The organism is Sinomonas cellulolyticus, assembly GCF_014656475.1.
Taxonomy (GTDB): domain Bacteria; phylum Actinomycetota; class Actinomycetes; order Actinomycetales; family Micrococcaceae; genus Sinomonas; species Sinomonas cellulolyticus.
Window position 1 is genome coordinate 80,679 of record NZ_BNCM01000009.1, and the last position, 18,508, is coordinate 99,186.

Here is an 18,508-nt window from a genome sequence, read left to right on the forward strand (position 1 = left end):
AGGAACCGGACCCATGGCGATCATGAAGGTGGACACCGAGGCGATCGGCTCGAGCTCGCAGGCGGTGGCGGCGACGTCCGAGCGTGTGCGAGGCGAGGTGCAGGCCATGCGCAACAACCTAGAGAACCTGCGCGCGAGCTGGGAGGGACAGGCGTCGGAGACCTTCCAGACGCTCGTGGCCGACTGGTCGCGCACCCAGGCCCAGGTGGAGGCTTCACTGAGCGCAATCGGCACCGCGCTGCGCCATGCCGGCGTCGCTTACGGGGACATCGAGACGAGCAACGCGAGCATGTTCCGCGGCTGACGGCGATGGCGCCGGGCTGCCGGCGGCCTTCCTGTGCTGACCGCGCGGTCAGAGACGGCGTGGCCGGTCCCGCCCGCAGCTGGAGCGGGACCGGCCGCGTGCTCTGGCAGGATTGAGGCATGACCATTACCGCCGCCGCAGACGGCTCTGCCCTCGGCAATCCTGGCCCTGCGGGCTGGGCCTGGTACGTCGACGAGGACCACTGGCATGCCGGTGGCTGGCCGCACGGCACCAACAACCAGGGCGAGCTCATGGCTGTCCTTGATCTCTTCCGCTCGACCGTGCACATGGCGGACGAGTCCCTGCGCATCCTGTGCGACAGCCAGTACGTGATCAACTGCATCACCAAATGGATGCCCGGGTGGAAGCGGAAGGGCTGGAAGAAGGCTGACGGCAAGCCGGTGCTGAACGTCGACCTCCTCAAGCAGATCGACGCCGAGCTCTCCGGACGCCGCTACACCTTCGAATGGGTCAAGGGCCACGCAGGCCACGAGCTCAACGAGGCGGCCGACTCCAAAGCCCGTGCCGTGGCCCTCGCGTTCCAGTCCGGCAGGGCACCGGTCGAGGGGCCCGGCTACCCGGCGCCGGCCGCCGGAACCGAGCGTGCGGCCGCCCGGGCACGGGACGAGCGCGATGCGCCGGAACCGGCGCGCGAGGCCGAGCAGGCCGGCCTATTCGACGAGATCGTCCACGAGGAGCCGGTATCCGCAGCGACGCGGGACGTCGAAGCCGTCGTGGAGCTCGAGCAGGAACTCCTGAGCCCGGCGGTCCGCGGCGACTACGGACAGCTTGCCTACCTGCTGCATCCCCAGTACCGCGAGATCGGCGCCTCGGGGCGCCTCTGGGAGCGTGAGGAGCTCATCGAGGAACTCGTGCAGGGCCCAGAGATCCAGACGCGGTTCGAACTCGTCGATGCCACGCCCCTCGCGGGCGACCTCGTCCAAGTCGTCTACCGCACGGCCGGCAGCAGCGGCTCGTCCCTGCGCTCGTCGCTGTGGCAACGCGAAGAAGGCCGCTGGCGCCTGCGCTTCCACCAGGGAACGCCCGAGGCGTAGAGGCCAGTGGGGACGCTCCACGGACGGGTCGACCCCGTCCGTGCTGCTGTGGTCTCGGTTGGCCTTCAACGCGCGCAGCCTTGGAAGGGACCTCGCATTGCAGAGACCTGACCCCGGGCCGCAGAGAGGCGACCCCGGGTCGAGTGGCCGGGAACGCCGACGGCGGGGCCTCCACCGAAGTGGGGACCCCGCCGTCGTGCGTGGTGCGCCGGGCGTGCCCGGCTTGCCTTGGAGGCGGAGGCTCAGAAGCCGCCCATGCCGCCCATGTCGTCGCCACCGGGCATGGCCGGGGCGGCCTTCTCCGGCTTGTCGGCCACGACGGCCTCGGTGGTGAGGAAGAGGCCGGCGATCGACGCGGCGTTCTGCAGCGCCGAGCGGGTGACCTTGACCGGGTCGTTGACGCCAGCGGCGAGGAGGTCCTCGTACTGGCCCGTGGCGGCGTTGAGGCCGTGGCCGGCGGGAAGGCCGCGGACCTTGTCCGCCACGACGCCCGGCTCCATGCCGGCGTTGAAGGCGATCTGCTTCAGCGGAGCCTCGATGGCGACCTTGACGATGTTGGCGCCCGTGGCCTCGTCACCCTCGAGGGTGAGGTTGGCGAACGCCTTGGCGCCGGCCTGGATGAGGGCCACGCCACCACCGGCGACGATGCCCTCCTCGACGGCGGCCTTCGCGTTGCGGACAGCGTCCTCGATGCGGTGCTTGCGCTCCTTGAGCTCGACCTCGGTGGCCGCGCCCGCCTTGATGACGGCCACGCCGCCCGCGAGCTTGGCGAGGCGCTCCTGGAGCTTCTCACGGTCGTAGTCCGAGTCGGAGTTCTCGATCTCGGCGCGGATCTGCGCGACACGCCCGGCGATCTGGTCGGCGTCGCCGGCACCCTCGACGATCGTGGTCTCGTCCTTGGTCACGACCACCTTGCGGGCCTTGCCCAGGAGGTCGAGCGTGGCGTTCTCGAGCTTGAGGCCGACCTCCTCGGCGATGACCTGGCCACCGGTGAGGATCGCGATGTCGGTGAGCATGGCCTTGCGGCGGTCGCCGAAGCCCGGGGCCTTGACGGCGACGGACTTGAACGTGCCCTTGAGCTTGTTCACGATGAGCGTGGCCAGGGCCTCGCCCTCGACGTCCTCGGCGATGATGAGCAGCGGGCGGTTGGCCTGCATGACGCGCTCGAGGACCGCGACGAGGTCCTTCACCGAGGAGATCTTGGAGTTGACGATGAGGATGTAGGGATCCTCGAGCACCGTCTCCTGGCGCTCGGCGTCCGTGACGAAGTATGCGGAGAGGTAGCCCTTGTCGAAGCGCATGCCCTCAGTGAGCTCGAGCTCGAGGCCGAACGTGTTCGACTCCTCGACGGTGATGACACCCTCCTTGCCCACCTTGTCGAGGGCCTCGGAGATGAGCTCGCCGATCTGGGTGTCGCCAGCGGAGATGGACGCGGTGGCGGCGATCTCCTCCTTGGTCTCGATCTCCTTGGCGGACTCGAGCAGCTCGGACGTGACGGCCTCAACGGCCTTCTCGATGCCGCGCTTGAGCGAGAGCGGGTCGGCGCCGGCGGCGACGTTGCGGAGGCCCTCGCGGACGAGCGCCTGGGCGAGGACGGTGGCGGTGGTCGTACCGTCTCCGGCGACGTCGTCGGTCTTCTTGGCGACCTCCTTGACGAGCTCCGCGCCGATCTTCTCATACGGGTCGTCGAGCTCGATCTCCTTGGCGATGGAGACGCCATCGTTGGTGATCGTGGGGGCGCCCCACTTCTTCTCGAGGACGACGTTGCGGCCACGCGGGCCGAGGGTGACCTTGACGGCGTCAGCCAGCTGGTTCAGGCCGCGCTCGAGGCCACGGCGGGCCTCCTCGTCGAATGCAATGATCTTGGCCATGACGGCTTCAAGTCCTTTCGGGACGATTCTGTCGGTAGGCCACCTGCTGAAAGCGCCCGCGACGGCCGGCGCCCCGCCCGCTTGCGCGGCCGAGGAGCCTCACCCCAGCGAGGTGTTCCTGTCCCCTGCAGCCACATCGTTTTAGCAGTCTAGCCACAGGAGTGCTAGGTCAATTTTTAGCACTCACCCCCTCCGAGTGCAAGCGCACGACGGCGCCGGCCGCCTACCGCGCCACCGTCACCTCGGCGTCGCGCGCGGGCAGGTTGTCCGCGCCGAAGGTGAACACCATGAAGCGCGCCGTGGTCACGTCGCCATGGGAGTCGAAGGCGATCGGCCCGGACGTGCCGTCGTAGTCGATGGAGGCCCCGCGGGCCTGTCGGGCGAGGCAGTCGGGGAGGCCGGTGCACTTCTCACGCGCCTCGCTCGGGTTGCCGGGAAGTGCGCCGCCGGAAACGGCGGTGAGCTTGGCTGCGATGGAGGGGCCGCCGTCGTCCTTCGCGGCGCCCGCAGCGAGGATCGCGAGGGCGGCTGCGTCATAGGCCTCCGGGGCGAAGGTGAGGTCGGTGAGGCCGGGGGCGTGCTCGGTGAGGGCCGCCTGGAAGTCGGGGCTGGGGAAGACGCCCGGGACCGTGGCGCGGGCCCCGCGCAGGGCCCCGTTGGCCAGGGCCGAGCCGTAGCGGCCGAGGAGGTCGCCCGAGACGAGGAGCTTGTTGCCGGGAACGCCGGCCTGGGAAACCGCTGCCAGGATGGCCTGGCCCTCCGACTGCGCCACGACGATCACCGCATCGGCATCCTTCGCCGCCGCGGCGCCCGCGCCGGCGTCGTGGCCGGTGAACTCCGAGCTGCCCTTCTCGGTCAGCCCTGCAGCCTTCGCGGCCGCGGAGGCACCGTCCGCCTCTGCCTTGCCATGGTCCCCGGCCTGGTGCAGGATCGCGACGGTCTTCGCGCCTGACTGCCGGGCGAGCTCCACGAGCGCTGCGCCCTCCGCGCCCTCGGGGGCGGCCGTGCGGAAGTAGTACCCGTCGCTGCGGTAGGTGCTCAGGCCCGCGGCGGTGTTGGCCGGCGAGATGAGCGGCACCTTCGCCGACCGGAGCGCATCGATGGCGGCGGGCGCGTGGCCCGAGTCGGTGGGGCCTATCACGGCATCGGCGCCTGCTTTGGCGAGTCGTTGGGCCGCCGCGCCGGTATCCGCTCCGGACTCGGGCGGAAGCAGTTCGACCGGCTTCCCGGCGAACCCGCCGGCCGCGTTGGCCTGCTGCACGGCGAGGACCACGCCAGCGCGCTCGGAGTCGGAAAGATACTGCGAGCCGCCGGTCGCATCGAGGAGGAGGCCGAGCCGGAGGACGCCGTCGCCCGAAGCGGCCGGGGTGGCCGTGCGCGCATCGCCGCCCATGAGGCCGCAGGCCGTGACTGCGAGCACCGAGGCGAGGACTGCTGCGGCCAGCGGGGTACGAACGTACCGGGCCGGCCTGGTCACCCGGCGTACCCGGGGCCGACCACCACGGCGAGCGGCAGCCCGAGCGCCGGGGCCTGCAGGACGGTGGTGATGCCCGTGTCCGCGGCGAGGGCCCGGGCCGAGGCCTCCTGGGCGGCCGTCTTGTAGTATACCACCGAGGAGCTCACGGGCGTGCCGGCCCAGTTGGCCACCGCCGTGACGTTCCAGCCGGCGTTCCGGGCCGCCGTGGCGACGCGATTGCCGAGACCGGCCGTGGTGCTCCCGTTGTAGACGCCGACCTCGAGGGCCTTGTCAGCGCCGGCGCGGCTGGAGGCAGACGACGGAGACGGCGCCGAGGGAGAGGCGCTTGCGCTCGGGGCCGCGGACGGCTCGGCGCTGCCGGGCGCAGTGGCGGACGCAGCAGCCGGACTGTCGGCCGAGGCTGGAGAACTGCTCAGGCCGAGGCGTGGGAGCACGAAGAAGGCGAGCGCGCCGATCACGAGCGCTGCGACGCCGGCGGCGAGGATCCAGCGGAGGCCGCGCCCAGACTGGGCGGCGGTGTCGGATGCTGCCTCTCCGCGGGTCCGGTGGATGCCCTGCCTGCGGGGAGACTCGGGGACATCGTCGAATTCATCGCGGGGATGCATGCTCATACCGGGGTAGGTCCTTGTTCGGTAGCCGTGCGGGGGTGTGTGCGCGGCCTCAGGCGCCTCCGCCGAGCCGGCGGGCAGTGCGCGCTCGCTGCCGCGACGTCCTCAGTCTACGCAACCGCTTGACGAGCATCGGATCGTGGGCGAGCGCCGCCTCGGTGTCGATGAGGGCATTGAGCTGCTGGTAGTAGTGGGTCGCCGAGAGGTCGAACAGCTCGCGGATGGCCTGCTCCTTGGCTCCCGCGTACTTCCACCATCCGCGCTCGAGGGCAAGCATCTGCTCCTCGCGCTCCGTGAGTCCCTGGGCCCTCTCCCCGGCAGTCTGCTCGAAGGACCGGGCGTGCTCTGCTGGTGCCGACATGGCCTCCAGCTTAAGAGGGAACTACAGGGATGTCATTCCGGCTCGCCCGGGAGCCGGCACGTGTTCGGCTCGTGGCACACTGGCCGGATGGACGCCGAACCCCTCTTCGAGCTCGCTGCCGTGCCCGCTGCCCCGGCTGAGGGAACCGCGGGAGAGGGAACCCCGGCCGAGGGAACCGCGGGAGAGAGAGCCCGGGCTGAGGAATCCGCGGTGGAGCTGGCCGCGATGGCGGCGGCACCCCTCGAGGACCTCGTCCACCCCGAGTGGGCAGCCGCCCTTGCCCCCTGCGAGGCATCCCTGCGCGCGGCCCTGCGCGCCCTCGCGGACAGGGCGTATGACGGCGCACAGATCCTCCCGCCCCCATCCCGGCTCCTGCGCGCGTTCGGCTGGCCGCTCTCGTCGGTGAAGGTGCTCGTGATCGGCCAGGACCCGTACCCCACGCCCGGGCACGCGATCGGCCTCTCGTTCGCGTGCGACGCCCGCGTCCGCCCGCTGCCCCGCAGCCTCGCCAACATCTACCGGGAACTCGCCGACGACCTCGGCGTCCCCGCCCCCTCCACTGGTGATCTCTCCGGATGGGCACAGGAGGGAGTCCTCCTGCTCAACCGCGTGCTCTCGGTCGAGGCCGGTGCGGCCGGCTCCCACCGGCGCCTCGGCTGGGAGGCGGTGACGGACACCGCCGTCCGCGCGGTGGCCTCCCGCGCGCTTCCGCTCGTGGCCATCCTCTGGGGCAGGGACGCGCAGTCCGTCGCACCGCTGCTGGGCACGACGCCGGTGATCGCCTCCGCACACCCCTCGCCGCTGAGCGCATCCCGGGGCTTCTTCGGCTCACGGCCGTTCAGCCGCGCGAACGAGCTGCTGGCAGCACAGGGAGCGGAACCGGTCCACTGGGTGTGACGTCCGGAGACTGGGCCGAGGAGCCGGACCGCGAGCACCAGCGGATACTCTGGTCGGCATGACGACGCCCGCAGAGAGCGCTCCCGCTGCTCGCACCGACTCCGCACGACCGGCCCGGAAGCCCCGCCCGACTCTGGACCTGGTCGTGGTGCGCACCGAGCAGCTCTCCCCGCATATGGTGCGCGTGGTGGCTGGCGGCCCCGGTTTCGATGCCTTCACGGACAACGGCTTCACGGACAAGTACGTCAAGATCTCCTTCCCCACCCAGCTGCCCGGCTGCGCGTGGCCGGATGGGCCCGTCGACATCGCGGCGCTCAAGGAGGACCTGCCGCGCGAGCAGTGGCCCGTGACGCGCACCTATACGGTGCGCTCCTTCGACGCGACTGCCCGGGAGCTCGCGATCGACTTCGTGGTACACGGCGACGAGGGCCTCGCCGGGCCCTGGGCGGCGGCGGCACAGCCCGGTGACCGGCTTGTGTGCGCGGGCCCCGGCGGCGCCTACTCCCCCGATCCCGAGGCCGAATGGCATCTCTTCGCCGGTGATGAATCGGCCGTCCCGGCGATCGCCGCCGCGCTCGATGCCCTCCCCGCGGACGCCCGTGGCCTGGCCCTCCTGGAGGTCGCCGGACCGGAGGACGTCCTCGAAGTCTCGGCACCGGCCGGCGTCGAGCTGCGGTGGCTCTCCCGCGACGGGTTCCCCGCCGGGGAGACGGTAGTCCTCGCCGAGGCCGTGGCGGGCGCCGAGTGGCTTCCCGGGACGCCGAGCGTCTTCGCCCACGGCGAGCGCGGGGCCATGAAGGAGCTGCGGGCAGTGTTCAAGGAGCGCGGCGTGCCGCGCGAGAAGCTCTCCCTGTCCGGCTACTGGGCCCACGGCCGCGCCGAGGACCAGTTCCAGGCGGAGAAGAAGCTCCCCGTCGGCCAGATCTGAGGGACTGCCCCTGCGCAGGTGAGAGCAGGTCAGCGGCGGCGTGCCCGCCGCCGGCGCTCGAGTGACGTGGCGCTGCGGGTGAACGGCCGGGCGAGGTTGTCGCCGAGGACCACGCCCGCCGCGGCACCGAGGATGATCGCCATGGCGGTGAGCATGCCGCCGGCCCCGGCGGTGATCTGCGCGGCGTCGAGCGTCGCGACGTACATCGAGCGGAAGATCGTCAGGCCGGGCAGCAGGATGAGCGCTGCGGGCACGGCGACGACGAGCTGGGGTGCGCCCATGCGCAGGGCCACGATCCGGGCGAGGAACCCCATCACGACGGCGCTCACGGCGGGGGCGAGCCGGTCCCCGACTCCGAGCAGCCCCACCCCGGTCAGGGCCAGGTACCCGACGACGCCGACCGCCGCCGTGGGCAGCACGAGCCGCCGTGCGCTCTGCTCGGTGATCGCGATGGCGGCCACCGAGACCCCGATGAGCAGCACCTCGACCGGATACGGGTAGGCGGGCGGGAAGGTCTCGGTGACGTCGATCCGGGAGATCCCGAGCATCTCCCCCACCGCGGTTGCCACCGAGATGCCCGCCACGAGCGCGGCGAACGTCAGGAAGGCCGAGAGGTACCGGCCTGCCGCGGTGACGGGGAACCCGTTGATCGCGTCCTGGGTCGCCGAGACGAGCCGGGACGTGGGCAGGAGCAGCAGGATGCCGCCCACCACCACGATCGTGGGCGAGATCGGCAGCTGCGCGGCGAACATGAGCAGCGCGATCATCGTCACGAGGAACGAGCTCGCAAGGGTCGTGAAGAAGTCCGGCACGCGCCACGTGCCGAATACCCGCGCGACCAGTGAGACGAGCAGGTTCGAGCCGAACGCGATGAGCGAGGCCAGCTGGCCGCCGCCGAGGACTCCCACGAAGGCCGCGGCGAAGACGCCGAACGCGACCGTCACGGCCCACTTGGGGAACGGCTTGGCGCGGCGCGAGATCGACTGGAGCCGTCGGGTGGCCTCGTTCAGGCTCACTCCGCCGGCCGCGATCTCCGTGACGAGCTGGTGCACGAGCACGAGCCCCGCGTAGTTGGACGTCCACGAGCGCACCACGCGCAGCAGCGAGCTCGGGGTGGCGTCCTGCGGGGCATGGTTGATCGTGACGGACTGGTTGGTGATGTCCACGTCGACGTGCCGCAGCCCGAGCGCCGTCGTCACGGCGATCATCGAGGTCTCGACCTCGAGGGCGCCCGCGCCGTAGCGGAACATGGTCTCGGCGAGCTCGAGCGCGAAGTCGAGGGTGCGGCGCACCGACTCGTCCGGGGCGGCCGGGATGGTCGGGTTCGCGTAGGGGCTGCCGGCGAGCCGGTCCACGATGCTCATGGGAGCGGTGGGCGGATTCTCCCCGCGCATGAGCCGCGCGAGCACGCGCTTGGCGGCAGCGTTGGCACGGACCTGGGATGCGGTGATGGGCGCGCTCGGGGCTGCCGCCGGAGCCGCACCGCCCGGTCCCGGCGCCGGCGGCGGGACGGCTGGGGCGACCACCGCGGGAGGCGGCACGGACGACGGCGGCGGCCCGGCCGGCGTCGTGCGCCCGCCGGAGCGGGTGCTGGGGGGCGGCGGGGCGGCGGACCCAGCTTCCGGCGCGCCCGTGCCCACGTCGGTGAAGGCGACGGGCGTGATCTTCGGGATCGCACCGGCGGGGATGTCGCCGTGGTTCCCGTCCTGGAGCTCGGGGTCAGCCATGGCGCGTGCCGATCAGTAGAACTGCTGGCCCGTGCGGCGCGTGTAGAGCTGGCGCGCGATGCGCTCCCCCGCCGTGGTCCACGCCCGGTACCGCAGCGGGTCGATCACGTAGTCCCAGCAGCCCACAAAGTCGGTGACGGTCTTGGTGAACGAGGTCTTGAACAGGCCGAGCCCATGGAAGGGATGCGAGGTGTCCTTGAGGCGGTCCGCCGGCGGGGTGCCGCAGAAGTCGTACTCGACGCAGCCGAGCTCCTTCGCACGGTTGATCGCAGTCCACTGGATGAGGTGCGAGTCGCCGTACTGGGAGCGCCTCTGGAGCGAGCCGCCGTCCTTGTAGGTGGCCTTGCGCCCATAGGTGATGACGAACGCGCCCACCGAGGGGCGGCCGTTCTCGTAGACGAAGTAGAGCCGTCCCTGGCCCCGCGAGGTGAACTCGGTCCAGAACTGGCGGTAGTACTCGAAGCTGCGCACCTGAGCGCCGGTACTCGACTTGGCGTTGAGGGTGCCGGTCATGAGCCGGTGCATGATGCGGTAGTACTCGGGCGTGGGCTCGGCCTCGACGACCTCGACCCCCTCCCGCTCGGCCCGCCGCACCGCGTTGCGGCCGCGGGAGTGGAGGCTCTTGAGCACGAGCCGCGGCTCGGGGCTGATGTCCAGGATCGCGGTGGAGTCGTTGGGCTGGAGGTTCGGGACCTTGATTAGGCCTGCACCCGCGAGCACCGCGCGGGCGTCCTCGGAGTCGAGGAGGTCGGGCTCGACCTTGACGGCGAACACGCCGAGGTTCTCGCGCGCCACGAGCTCCTTGATGCCCTCGAGCGCGGCGGGAACCTCGTGGATGTCCGTCACGCCGGGGCCCTTGATGAGGTACCAGAACCGGCCGAGGACCGGGAAGCTCTTCTCGAGGACGAGGTTGTAGCTCGGCTGCGCTTCTTCGCCCTCTCCGGAACCTTCTCCGGACACGGCGGCGGCCGGCTCGAGGACCAGGAAGCGCACTTCCCAGCCGAAGTTGCGCTTGACCGTTGCGAACGCCTCGGACTGCAGGAGGTTGCCGCCGTTGGGATTGGCGGTGACGTGCTCGTCCCAGTGCGCGATCTCGTCCGGGCTCGCGAAGCGTGCGGTGAAGGCGGTGGCGGGGCGGGCGGTGGGACGGGCAGTGAGGCTGCTCAAGGGGGCTGAGTCCCTTCAGTCGCGGATAGGAGGCCTAGCCCAGTCTAGTCAGTCGCCGCGGCCCCGGACGCGCCTGGGAGGTTTGCCGCCGGCCCCAGCGGGGAAAGCCGAGGGCATGGCACAGAACAGCACACACCAGATCACCGGCAAGAAGGTCGCGTTCCTGGCCACGAGCGGCGTCGAGCAGTCAGAGCTCACCGAGCCGTGGAAGGCCGTGCAGGAGGCCGGCGGGCAGCCCGTCCTCGTCTCGCCTGCTGAGGGGAAGATCACCGCGCTCCAGCACGACTGGGACCACGGCGACTCCTTCGACGTGGACGTCCCCCTCTCCCAGGCGCGGGCGGAGGACTACGACGCCCTCGTCCTCCCGGGCGGCGCGATCAACGCGGACAAGATGCGCGCCGAGGCGGCCGCCGTGGACTTCGTGAAGGCCTTCGCGGAGAGCGGGAAGCCGATCTCGGCCATCTGCCACGCACCATGGACCCTCATCGAGGCCGGGCTCGCGAAGGGCCGCCGGATGACCTCCTACAGCTCGCTGCAGACCGACCTCCGCAACGCGGGTGCCGACTGGGTGGACGAGCAGGTCGTCACGGACCGTGGCCTCACCACGTCGCGGAACCCCGGTGACCTCGAGGCCTTCTGCGCGAAGATGCTCGAGGAGATCTCCGAGGGGCAGCACGCCGAGCTCTGAGCCGCCATACGACGGATGGGGCGCCTCCCGTGCGGGAGGCGCCCCATCGCCGTCGTGCGGCAGTGCCTCAGCACTCCACGACGTTGACCGCGAGGCCGCCCATGGCGGTCTCCTTGTACTTGCTGGACATGTCCCTGCCCGTCTCGCGCATGGTCACGATGACCTCGTCGAGCGAGACGCGGTGCGTCCCGTCGCCCCACAGCGCCATCTTGGCAGCGTTGATGGCCTTCGCCGCGGCGATCGCGTTGCGCTCGATGCACGGCACCTGGACGAGGCCGCCGATGGGATCGCACGTGAGCCCGAGGTTGTGCTCCATGGCGATCTCTGCCGCGTTCTCGACCTGGGCCGGGGTGCCCCCCATGACCTCTGCGAGGCCCGCGGCCGCCATGGACGACGCCGACCCGACCTCGCCCTGGCAGCCCACCTCCGCGCCGGAGATCGACGCCTGCTCCTTGTAGAGGACGCCGACGGCGCCGGCGGCGAGGAGGAACTTCACCACCACATCGTCCTTGTCCTCCTGCGTCGCGTTCTCCATGCCGGGGGCGTAGTTGAGCGCGTAGTACAGGACGGCGGGGATGATGCCAGCCGCGCCGTTCGTGGGGGCGGTCACGACGCGCCCACCGGACGCATTCTCCTCGTTCACGGCGAGCGCGATGAGGTTGACCCACTCCTGCCAGTACTTCGGGTCCCGGTCCTTGTCCTCCTTCAGGAGCCGCTCGTGCCAGTCGGGCGCACGACGCCGCACCTTGAGTCCGCCGGGAAGGATCCCCTCCCGCTTGAGGCTGGATTCCACGCAGCCCTCCATGACGGACCAGATGTGGAGCAGCCCCTCGCGGATCTCCTCCTCGGAGCGGGAGGCCTTCTCGTTCACGAGCATGATGTCGCTGATGGACAGTCCCTTGGAGGAGCAGCGCCCGAGCAGCTCCGCGGCGGTGCGGAACGGGAACGGGAGTTCCTTCTTGGACTCGTCGAGCTCCTTCTGGGCGGAGTCCTCCTCGCCCTCGCGGACGATGAAGCCGCCGCCGACCGAGAAGAAGGTGGCCTTGTGCACCACCTCGTCCTGGGAGTCGAACACCGTGAACGTCATGCCGTTGGTGTGGCGCGGGAGCACGGTGAGCGGGTGGAGGACCATCTCCTCCACCGAGTACGGGAGCACGAGCGAGCCGGCGAGGTTCATCTTCCCGGTCTCGGCAATCGAGGTGAGGCGCTCCTCGACCTGGTCCGGGAGGATCTCCTCGGGTTCGAATCCCTCGAGGCCCAGGAGCACCGCGGTGAAGGTGCCGTGGCCGCGGCCGGTCGCCGCCAGGGAGCCGTAGAGGTCAACCCGCAGCGACGCCACGCGGTCGAGGTAGCTGGGCCCTCCGTCTGCGCCGGCTTCACGCAGTTCGCGGGCGAACACCGCACCTGCGCGCATAGGGCCCACGGTATGGGAGCTGGAGGGGCCGATGCCCACGGAGAACAGTTCGAAAACGCCGACTGCCATTGTCGGTGTCTCCTTCCTCGAAAGGGAATGACCACGTGGGCCCGGGAGTCCGCCCGGGCCCACGCGCGGGGTCAGGCCAGGTCGGCGACCCCCGGGTAGAGCGGGTGCGCCGCCGCGAGGGCGTCGACCCGCGCCTTGAGCGGAGCGAGATCCGCGTCCGGGCCCGCGATGAGGGCCTCGGCGATGATGTCCGCGACCTCGCGGAACGCGGCCTCGCCGAACCCGCGGGTGGCGAGGGCCGGCGTGCCGATGCGCAGGCCGGAGGTGACCATCGGCGGGCGCGGGTCGAACGGGACGGCGTTGCGGTTCACGGTGATGTCGATCGCCGCGAGCCGGTCCTCGGCTTCCTGGCCGTTCAGGGCCGCGTCGCGCAGGTCCACGAGGACCAGGTGCACGTCCGTCCCGCCTGACACGACGCCGATGCCAGCCGCCTTGACGTCGTCGGCCGTGAGGCGCTCGGCGAGGATCTTCGCCCCGGCGAGCACGCGCTCCATGCGCTCCTTGAACTCCGGCGAGGCGGCGATCTTGAACGCGACGGCCTTGCCGGCCACGACGTGCTCGAGCGGACCGCCCTGCTGGCCCGGGAACACGGCCGAGTTGACCTTCTTGGCGATGTCCGGGTCGTTGGTCAGGATGATGCCGCCGCGCGGACCCGCGAGGGTCTTGTGCGTCGTCGAGGTGACCACGTGGGCGTGGGGCACCGGCGAGGGGTGCAGGCCTGCGGCCACGAGGCCCGCGAAGTGGGCCATGTCCACCATGAGGTAAGCGCCCACCGAATCGGCGATCCGGCGGAACTCGGCGAAGTCGAGCTGGCGCGCGTAGGCCGACCAGCCGGCCACGATCAGCTGCGGCCTGTGCTCCTGGGCGAGGCGCTCGACCTCGGCCATGTCGATCCGGTGGTCGTCCTCGCGGACCTGGTACGGAACGATGTTGTAGAGCTTGCCGGAGAAGTTGATCTTCATGCCGTGCGTGAGGTGGCCGCCGTGGGCGAGGTTGAGGCCCATGACGGTGTCGCCCGGCTTGATGAGCGCGTGCATCACGGAGGCGTTCGCCTGGGCGCCGGAGTGCGGCTGGACGTTCGCGTATTCGGCGCCGAAGAGCGCCTTGACGCGGTCGATCGCGAGCTGCTCGATGACGTCGACGTTCTCGCAGCCGCCGTAGTACCGCTTGCCCGGGTAGCCCTCGGCGTACTTGTTGGTCAGCACCGAGCCCTGCGCCTGCATGACCGCCACAGCCGTGTGGTTCTCGGAGGCGATCATCTCGAGGCCGCTGCGCTGCCGTCCGAGCTCCGCGTCGATGCTGCGGGCGACCTCGGGGTCGAAGTCCCCGATGTTGGCATCGAGCGAGGGGGACTTCACCTGCTGGAAGGTGGTGTCCTGGGCCGCGCTCACAGCTCTCCGCCGTTCTTGGAGGCGTACTCCTCAGCGGTCATGAGGGGGCCCTCCTCGGAGACCTCGACCGTGAAGAGCCAGCCGGCGCCGTAGGGGTCCTCGTTGACGAGGGCCGGGTTGTCGATGGCCTCCTGGTTGACCTCGACGACCGTGCCGGAGACCGGCGAGTAGAGGTCGGAGACGCTCTTGGTCGACTCGATCTCGCCGCAGGTCTGGCCTGCCGTCACGGTGCCGCCGGCCTCGGGGAGGTCGAGGTAGACGACGTCGCCGAGCGCGTCAGCGGCGACCTGGGAGACGCCGATCTTGGCCGGGGCGGAGGTGGTGTCGAGCCACTCGTGCTCTTCGGAGTACCGCAGGCCGTTCTGGACCTTGCTCATGGTGTGGATCCTCTTCTTCGTCGAATGGGGAAAATCAGGGAAAGGTGCGGGGGCTACTTCTGGCGCTTGTAGAACGGCAGCTCGACCACTTCGAACGGCTCGGCCTTGCCGCGCAGGTCCGCGTCGAGCTTCGTGCCGACGGCGGAGTGCTCCACGTCCACGTAGGCGAGCGCCACCGGGTAGCCGAGGGTCGGGCTGGGCTGGCCCGAGGTCACCTCGCCGACCTGCACGCCGTCCTTCGTGATGGCGTAGTGCGAGCGGGCCGCGCGCCGGCCGAGGCCCTTGAGCCCCACGAGGCGCTGGCCGCTCGTGGTGCCCTCGCCCTCGGCCTTCTTCGCCTCGAGCGCGGCGCGCCCCACGAAGTCGCCTTCCTTGCTCTTGAGGGCCACGACGCCGCCCAGGCCGCCCGCGAAGGGCGAACGGCTGCGGGAGAGCTCGTTGCCGTAGAGCGGCATGCCGGCCTCGAGGCGGAGCGAGTCGCGCGAGGCGAGGCCGCACGGGACCAGCCCGTGGGCCTTGCCGGCCTCCTCGAGCGCCTTCCACAGCTGGACGGCAAGCTCGTTGCCCACGAAGAGCTCGAAGCCGTCCTCGCCCGTGTAGCCGGTGCGGGCCAGGAACACGGGCACGCCCGCGATCGTGGCCTCGATGCCCGCGTAGTACTTGAGCGTGCGGATGTCGTCGTGGTCCTCGGCACCGGCCACGGAGAGCAGGATCGCCTCCGCGTTCGGGCCCTGGACGGCGACGAGGGAGGTCTCAGCCGAGGCGTCGCGGAGGGCGACGGCGCCTGCCGCGCTGCCGTCGTCGGCCGCGGTGAACGCCTCGAGACGGGAGGCAAGCTCGCCCGCGACCGTCGCCGCGTTGCCCGCGTTCGGGACCACGAGGAAGTCCTCCTCGGCGACGCGGTAGACGATGAGGTCGTCGATGATGCCGCCGTCCTCGGCGCAGATCAGCGAGTACTTGGCCTTGCCCACGGCGATGGCCGAGAGCTTGCCGACGAGCGCGTAGTCGAGGAACGCGGCCGCTCCCGGGCCGGTGGCCCAGACCTCACCCATGTGGGAGAGGTCGAAGAGGCCCGCTGCCTCGCGCACCGCGCGGTGCTCGGCGAGCTCCGAGCCGTACTTGAGCGGCATCTGCCAGCCGCCGAAGTCGGTGAAGGACGCGCCGAGCGCCTCGTGCTCTGCGTAGAGGGCGGTGTGCTTCTCCTGCGCGGTCTGGGTGGTGGTGGTCTCAGTCATGGAAGTCTCCTCGCTCAGTGGGCCAGAGCCGCTTCGGCCTCTTCGAACGCCTCGAGAGGCGGGCACGCGCAGATCAGGTTGCGGTCGCCGCCGGCGCCGTCGATGCGGCCGACCGGGGCGAAGTACTTATCCTGGTGATGCGTCTTGCCCGGGAAGGCCGCCTGCTCACGGGTGTAGGGGCGGTCCCACTCGGTGGACACGACCGCAGCCGCGGTGTGCGGGGCGCGGCGCAGCGGCGAGTCGGCGAGCTCGAACTCGCCGGTGCCGACCTGGTCGATCTCGGCGCGGATGGAGACCATCGCGTCGATGAACCGGTCGATCTCACCGAGGTCCTCCGACTCCGTCGGCTCGACCATGAGCGTGCCCGCGACGGGGAACGCGAGGGTCGGGGCGTGGAAGCCGTAGTCGATGAGGCGCTTCGCGACGTCCTCCGCGGTCACACCAGTCTTGGCGGTGAGGTCGCGCAGGTCGAGGATGCACTCGTGGGCAACGAGGCCGCCCTCGCCGGTGTAGAGGACCGGGAAGGAGGAGTCGAGGCGCTTGGCGATGTAGTTGGCCGCCAGCAGGGCGGACTTGGTGGCCTCGGTGAGGCCCTCGCCGCCCATGAGCTTCACGTACGCCCATGAGATGGGCAGGACGCCGGCGGAGCCGAAGCGGGACGCCGAGACGGGGATCGCCGTCTGGCCCTCCTCGCCGGTCCACTGGGTCGCGTCGCCCGGCATGAACGGGGCGAGGTGGGCGCGGGCCGCGACCGGGCCGACGCCGGGGCCGCCGCCGCCGTGCGGGATGCAGAACGTCTTGTGGAGGTTCAGGTGGGAGACGTCGCCGCCGAACTTGCCCGGCTGGGCGAGGCCCACGAGCGCGTTCATGTTGGCACCGTCGATGTAGACCTGGCCGCCGGCCTCGTGGACCGCGTCGCAGACCTGGCGCACGTCGGCGTCGTACACGCCGTGGGTGGACGGGTAGGTGATCATGATCGCCGCGAGGTTCTCGCGGTGCTGCTCGATCTTGGCGTTGAGGTCATCGTGGTCGATGGTGCCGTCGGAGGCGGTGGCCACGACGACGACCTTCATGCCCGCGAGGACGGCTGAGGCGGCGTTGGTGCCGTGAGCCGAGGCCGGGATGAGGCAGATGTCGCGCTGGCCCTCGCCCCGGGAGGCGTGGTAGCCGCGGATCGCGAGGAGGCCCGCGAACTCGCCCTGGGAGCCGGCGTTGGGCTGGATGGAGACCTGGTCGTAGCCCGTGATCGTGGCGAGGTCCGTCTCGAGCTCGGAGATGAGCTCACGCCAGCCGGCTGTCTGGGCATCGGGGGCGAACGGGTGGATGCCCGCGAACTCCGGCCACGTCATCGACTCCATCTCGACGGTGGCGTTGAGCTTCATCGTGCAGGAGCCGAGCGGGATCATCGTCCGGTCGAGCGCGAGGTCGCGGTCCGAGAGGCGGCGCAGGTAGCGCAGCATCTGGGTCTCGGAGCGGTAGGAGTGGAACACGGGGTGCGTGAGGTACTGGCTCGAGCGGAGCATGGCGGTCTCGAGCTCGAAGCCCTCGCCGGTGCCGGTGCCCGCGTGGGTGTCGACGCCGTCGCCCGCCGCGCCGGCGCCGAAGACGCCGGCGACGATGGCCACGTGCTCGGCCGTGGTGGCCTCGTCGCACGAGATGCCGACCGTGTCCGCATCGACGAAGCGGAGGTTGACGCCCTGCTTCTCGGCCTTCTCGACGATCGCGGCCGCGCGGCCCGGGACCTTGGCGGTGACCGTGTCGAAGAAGCTGCGGTGCGCGAGCTCGACCCCGGCGCCGGCGAGCGCCGTCGCGAGCGAGCGGGCGTGGGAGTGGGTGCGCTGCGCGATGGCCTTGAGGCCCTCGGGGCCGTGGTAGACGGCGTACATCGAGGCGACGATCGCCAGCAGCGCCTGCGCGGTGCAGATGTTGGAGGTGGCCTTCTCGCGGCGGATGTGCTGCTCGCGGGTCTGGAGGGCCAGACGGTAGGCGGGCATGCCGGTGTCGTCCTTCGAGACGCCCACGAGACGGCCCGGGAGCTGGCGCTCGAGGCCCTTGTGCACGGACATGAAGGCCGCGTGGGGGCCGCCGTAGAACAGCGGCACGCCGAAGCGCTGGGCCGAGCCGACGGCGATGTCCGCGCCCTGCTCGCCCGGGGACTTGATAAGGGTCAGGGCCAGAAGGTCGGCCGCGACGGTGACGAGGGCGCCACGGTCCTTGGCCTCGGCGATGAGCGCCGTGGCGTCCGTGACGAGACCGGAGGCGCCCGGCTGCTGGATCACGATGCCGTTGATCGGACCCTCAGGGAGGCCCTTGGAGAGGTCGGCGACCTCGACCTCGAAGCCGAGCGCCTTCGCGCGGCCCTTGACGATCGAGAGGGACTGCGGGAAGAGGTCCGCGTCCAGCACGGTGCGCCCGTTCGCGGCGTCCTTGTTCTTGTTGGCACGGCGCATGAGGAGGACGGCCTCGGCGACGGCGGTCGCCTGGTCCAGCAGCGACGCGTTGGCGATCGGCAGGCCGGTCAGGTCCGCGACGGCGGTCTGGAAGTTCAGCAGGGCCTCGAGGCGACCCTGCGAGATCTCCGGCTGGTAGGGCGTGTACGCCGTGTACCAGGCGGGGTCCTCGACGATGTTCCGGCGGATCACCGGCGGGGTGATCGTGTCGTAGTAGCCCTGGCCGATCATCTGCACGCGCAGCTTGTTCTTCGAGGCCAGGCCGCGCAGGGTCGCGAGGGTCTCGGCCTCCGTGAGCGCGGTGCCGAGGGAGAGCGGCTTGTCCTGCTTGATGCTCTCCGGCACGGCGGCCGACGCGAGGGCGTCGACACTGTCGTACCCCACCGCATTGAGCATGTGCTTGATGTCAGCGTCGCGACGGGCACCGATGTGCCGGTCGACGAACGCTGCGGGGGAAAGGTCCGTCACGGGGAACTCCATCCATCTGGC

16 protein-coding genes are annotated in these 18,508 nt (G+C 70.9%); 5 read left to right on the forward strand and 11 right to left on the reverse strand.

Annotation, left to right across the window (positions count from 1 at the left end; translation table 11 throughout):
- Window positions 1-13 precede the first annotated feature (13 nt).
- A complete protein-coding gene (locus tag IE231_RS12335) occupies window positions 14-304 on the forward strand; it encodes a WXG100 family type VII secretion target (protein WP_189694267.1) in 291 nt (96 codons plus the stop codon).
- 119 nt (window positions 305-423) lie between these two features.
- A complete protein-coding gene (locus tag IE231_RS12340) occupies window positions 424-1,359 on the forward strand; it encodes a ribonuclease HI family protein (protein WP_189694268.1) in 936 nt (311 codons plus the stop codon).
- Between the two features lie 242 nt (window positions 1,360-1,601).
- On the opposite strand, the gene groL is transcribed toward IE231_RS12340, so the two are convergent.
- The 4 genes from groL to IE231_RS12360 all read right to left on the reverse strand — a co-directional run bounded on the left by groL (window position 1,602) and on the right by IE231_RS12360 (window position 5,676).
- Complete coding sequence (gene groL, locus IE231_RS12345) at window positions 1,602-3,230, reverse strand: chaperonin GroEL (RefSeq protein ID WP_189694269.1); 1,629 nt, start codon at window positions 3,228-3,230, stop codon at window positions 1,602-1,604.
- A gap of 223 nt (window positions 3,231-3,453) precedes the next feature.
- Complete coding sequence (locus IE231_RS12350) at window positions 3,454-4,707, reverse strand: ABC transporter substrate-binding protein (RefSeq protein ID WP_229866824.1); 1,254 nt, start codon at window positions 4,705-4,707, stop codon at window positions 3,454-3,456.
- The gene (locus IE231_RS12355) at window positions 4,704-5,318 is read right to left on the reverse strand and encodes a LytR C-terminal domain-containing protein (RefSeq protein ID WP_189694270.1); all 615 of its coding nucleotides are present in this window, start codon (window positions 5,316-5,318) and stop codon (window positions 4,704-4,706) included. Before IE231_RS12355 ends, IE231_RS12350 begins: the two co-directional genes overlap by 4 nt.
- Window positions 5,319-5,367: 49 nt before the next feature.
- Window positions 5,368-5,676: a DUF3263 domain-containing protein gene (locus IE231_RS12360; RefSeq protein ID WP_189694271.1), complete on the reverse strand. Its 309-nt coding sequence runs from the start codon at window positions 5,674-5,676 to the stop codon at window positions 5,368-5,370.
- A gap of 87 nt (window positions 5,677-5,763) precedes the next feature.
- Between IE231_RS12360 and IE231_RS12365 the strand changes: the two genes are divergently transcribed.
- Entirely contained in the window at window positions 5,764-6,573 is an 810-nt protein-coding gene (locus IE231_RS12365; protein WP_229866838.1) for a uracil-DNA glycosylase, read from the forward strand.
- Between the two features lie 58 nt (window positions 6,574-6,631).
- Entirely contained in the window at window positions 6,632-7,501 is an 870-nt protein-coding gene (locus tag IE231_RS12370; protein WP_189694272.1) for a siderophore-interacting protein, read from the forward strand.
- 29 nt (window positions 7,502-7,530) lie between these two features.
- Here the strand turns inward: IE231_RS12370 and IE231_RS12375 are convergent, their stop codons facing one another.
- Window positions 7,531-9,228 carry a threonine/serine exporter family protein gene (locus IE231_RS12375; protein WP_229866843.1) on the reverse strand — a complete coding sequence of 566 codons (1,698 nt, stop codon included), beginning with the start codon at window positions 9,226-9,228 and terminating at the stop codon, window positions 7,531-7,533.
- A 12-nt stretch (window positions 9,229-9,240) separates the two neighbouring features.
- The gene (locus IE231_RS12380) at window positions 9,241-10,395 is read right to left on the reverse strand and encodes a lipid II:glycine glycyltransferase FemX (RefSeq protein ID WP_189694273.1); all 1,155 of its coding nucleotides are present in this window, start codon (window positions 10,393-10,395) and stop codon (window positions 9,241-9,243) included.
- A 115-nt stretch (window positions 10,396-10,510) separates the two neighbouring features.
- Here IE231_RS12380 and IE231_RS12385 point away from each other — a divergent pair, with 115 nt between their 5' ends.
- Window positions 10,511-11,083: a type 1 glutamine amidotransferase domain-containing protein gene (locus IE231_RS12385; RefSeq protein ID WP_189694274.1), complete on the forward strand. Its 573-nt coding sequence runs from the start codon at window positions 10,511-10,513 to the stop codon at window positions 11,081-11,083.
- A 67-nt stretch (window positions 11,084-11,150) separates the two neighbouring features.
- Here the strand turns inward: IE231_RS12385 and IE231_RS12390 are convergent, their stop codons facing one another.
- From IE231_RS12390 to gcvP, 5 genes are all read right to left on the reverse strand, one after another.
- Complete coding sequence (locus IE231_RS12390; RefSeq protein WP_189694275.1) at window positions 11,151-12,566, reverse strand: L-serine ammonia-lyase; 1,416 nt, start codon at window positions 12,564-12,566, stop codon at window positions 11,151-11,153.
- Between the two features lie 71 nt (window positions 12,567-12,637).
- Window positions 12,638-13,957 (reverse strand): serine hydroxymethyltransferase, encoded by a 1,320-nt coding sequence (gene glyA / locus IE231_RS12395; protein ID WP_189694276.1) that lies wholly within the window; start codon window positions 13,955-13,957, stop codon window positions 12,638-12,640.
- Window positions 13,954-14,334: a glycine cleavage system protein GcvH gene (gcvH, locus tag IE231_RS12400; RefSeq protein WP_189694277.1), complete on the reverse strand. Its 381-nt coding sequence runs from the start codon at window positions 14,332-14,334 to the stop codon at window positions 13,954-13,956. The genes glyA and gcvH overlap by 4 nt, the downstream gene beginning before the upstream one ends.
- Before the next feature lie 53 nt (window positions 14,335-14,387).
- Window positions 14,388-15,569, reverse strand: a complete 1,182-nt coding sequence (gcvT, locus tag IE231_RS12405; protein ID WP_189694278.1) for a glycine cleavage system aminomethyltransferase GcvT — start codon at window positions 15,567-15,569, stop codon at window positions 14,388-14,390.
- Between the two features lie 14 nt (window positions 15,570-15,583).
- Complete coding sequence (gcvP, locus tag IE231_RS12410) at window positions 15,584-18,499, reverse strand: aminomethyl-transferring glycine dehydrogenase (protein WP_189694279.1); 2,916 nt, start codon at window positions 18,497-18,499, stop codon at window positions 15,584-15,586.
- Between the last annotated feature and the right edge of the window lie 9 nt (window positions 18,500-18,508).

Excerpts from the sequence above, each read along its gene's own strand:
- IE231_RS12335 (WP_189694267.1), top strand. The coding sequence starts at position 14 with ATGGCGATCATGAAGGTGGACACCGAGGCGATCGGCTCGAGCTCGCAG.
- IE231_RS12340 (WP_189694268.1), top strand. The coding sequence starts at position 424 with ATGACCATTACCGCCGCCGCAGACGGCTCTGCCCTCGGCAATCCTGGC.
- groL (WP_189694269.1), bottom strand. The coding sequence starts at position 3,230 with ATGGCCAAGATCATTGCATTCGACGAGGAGGCCCGCCGTGGCCTCGAG.
- IE231_RS12355 (WP_189694270.1), bottom strand. The coding sequence starts at position 5,318 with ATGAGCATGCATCCCCGCGATGAATTCGACGATGTCCCCGAGTCTCCC.
- IE231_RS12360 (WP_189694271.1), bottom strand. The coding sequence starts at position 5,676 with ATGTCGGCACCAGCAGAGCACGCCCGGTCCTTCGAGCAGACTGCCGGG.
- IE231_RS12365 (WP_229866838.1), top strand. The coding sequence starts at position 5,764 with ATGGACGCCGAACCCCTCTTCGAGCTCGCTGCCGTGCCCGCTGCCCCG.
- IE231_RS12370 (WP_189694272.1), top strand. The coding sequence starts at position 6,632 with ATGACGACGCCCGCAGAGAGCGCTCCCGCTGCTCGCACCGACTCCGCA.
- IE231_RS12375 (WP_229866843.1), bottom strand. The coding sequence starts at position 9,228 with ATGGCTGACCCCGAGCTCCAGGACGGGAACCACGGCGACATCCCCGCC.
- IE231_RS12385 (WP_189694274.1), top strand. The coding sequence starts at position 10,511 with ATGGCACAGAACAGCACACACCAGATCACCGGCAAGAAGGTCGCGTTC.
- IE231_RS12390 (WP_189694275.1), bottom strand. The coding sequence starts at position 12,566 with ATGGCAGTCGGCGTTTTCGAACTGTTCTCCGTGGGCATCGGCCCCTCC.
- gcvH (WP_189694277.1), bottom strand. The coding sequence starts at position 14,334 with ATGAGCAAGGTCCAGAACGGCCTGCGGTACTCCGAAGAGCACGAGTGG.
- gcvT (WP_189694278.1), bottom strand. The coding sequence starts at position 15,569 with ATGACTGAGACCACCACCACCCAGACCGCGCAGGAGAAGCACACCGCC.
- gcvP (WP_189694279.1), bottom strand. The coding sequence starts at position 18,499 with ATGGAGTTCCCCGTGACGGACCTTTCCCCCGCAGCGTTCGTCGACCGG.